Here is a 1,765-nt window from a genome sequence, read left to right on the forward strand (position 1 = left end):
CGAACACCTTGCGGGGCCTGGGGGAAGGATGCGTCGCCTGCCACATCATGGCCACCCGCAGCGGCGCTCCTCGTGGCATAGATAAAGTTGGCCGTCCTCCCGAATGGACAGGCGTTGTCTCGCCTTGAACTGCCGCCTGGGCCAGCTCCATGCCATTCGCCCAGCGGATGTGCTCGCCGACGACATGCCATCTGCCCCGCGGGCTCAGATACAGCATCAGCCGCATCCAGCTCTCATAGTCTCGCTCCTTAACTTTATATGCCTGCGCGATCAAGTAGCGCTCGATCCCAGGTTCCGATTCGTGCCAGCGGTTCCAGGGCCGCATCAGCCAGACCCGCGGATGCCGGGCCAGCACGCGATCGATGAGCGCCCGCTGGGGCTGCGGTAAGGGGGTGGGGGTGGAGAAAATCGCATACCAGTCCACCGGCGCCCGCAACCAGTTCAGGAAGTAATCGCCGAAGTAGGGATACGTCATCAGCAGCGCGTCCCCGGGGCGAGCTTCCCGGTTCAGGTCCTCAATCATCGGCCGGAGGAACCGGGCGTTCTCGTGGAAGTCATAGCGCGGATCGTCTGCAACGGCGTGCAGAGAGACGGCGGCAGCCAGCAACGCCCCGCATCCCAGGGCCCCGCCTAGGACAAGGGCTCGCCCGGAGAGAGGCCTGGATCCTTGCCTCAGGCGCCAGAGGCCGGCCAAGGCGCCGGCTCCGATCCCCACCCCGACAGCGACAGGAGGCCAGATGAGCGGAAACCCCGATGCGGATCGGATCCAGGCAGGAGCCGGGTCGGCGGCGAGGAGCATCCGCCAGTGGCCCAGGATCGGATTGTAGGTCCAGTCCCATGCGACGCGCTCCATCGCCTGGGGATAATCCCGAAGCCGCTGATAGAGCAGGCGATCCAGCTCCCCCTCAAACAGGCGGGGATCCACCAGCACGCCGGCCAGCTGGGGGAGAATCGAAAGTCCCCCCAGGCCGATCAGCACGGGGAGGCCTCGCCCGCGGGGCCATCGCCGGAGCTGTTCCACCGCTGGGGCCGCCGCCAGCATGGCGGCGGGGATCAGGGGCACCATATACCGCGGTCCCCAATTCAGCCCACCCCACCAGATGATCGGACGACTGTAGCCGGCCACGTGCAGCACCCCAAACACCAGGAGGCCCCCCGCCAGAAAGGGATGGAGGCGGAACAGGCCTCGGAGCCCGAAGAGGGCCAGCAACAGCGCCGGCGAATAGGTCAGTAACCCCTTGCCTGGGCTGAGGGTCAGCGCCAGGGCCCGCCGGATCATTGCCTCCGGTTCGGAGATCGCCAGCTCGGGCGCACGGGAATATTCCATCACATTGCGGGCGAATGCCGGGATGCCCGCCAGAGTGGTCCGATAGTATAGATGGGCCGGGAGCATCACCGCCAGGAAGCCCACGATGGCCACCCCGAGTGCCCGGAGCGCCCTATCGTGAGGCACAGAACGCAGCAGCGGCCCCACGGCAAGCAGAAGGCCAGGGAGGGCAATGAGGGCGGATTGCTTGGTAGCCACTGCGCCTCCGAAGGCCAGGCCGCTCAGGAAGAAAGCCGCCTCCAGCGGCCTAGCGATCAGGAAGGGCGCCCCAAAGGCCAGCAACAGCCAGAAGCCGGTCAGGGGCTCGCGGAACAACCGCTGGCTGTAGGGCCACGACAGGGTGCCGAAGGCAAAGAAGAGGGCTGTGAGAGTAGCGGTCGCAACGGAGAACCCCATCCCCCGCGTGATCAGGTAGAGAACGCTGGCCGCGGCCGCGGC

The 1,765-nt window shown here is 66.7% G+C and carries 1 protein-coding gene; it reads right to left on the minus strand.

The features are described from left to right. The coding region (locus tag NZM16_RS04285; protein ID WP_295478826.1) for a hypothetical protein at positions 1 to 1,765 on the minus strand (1,765 nt) is incomplete at both ends.

It is taken from the genome of Thermoflexus sp., from assembly GCF_025055495.1.
GTDB lineage: Bacteria > Chloroflexota > Anaerolineae > Thermoflexales > Thermoflexaceae > Thermoflexus.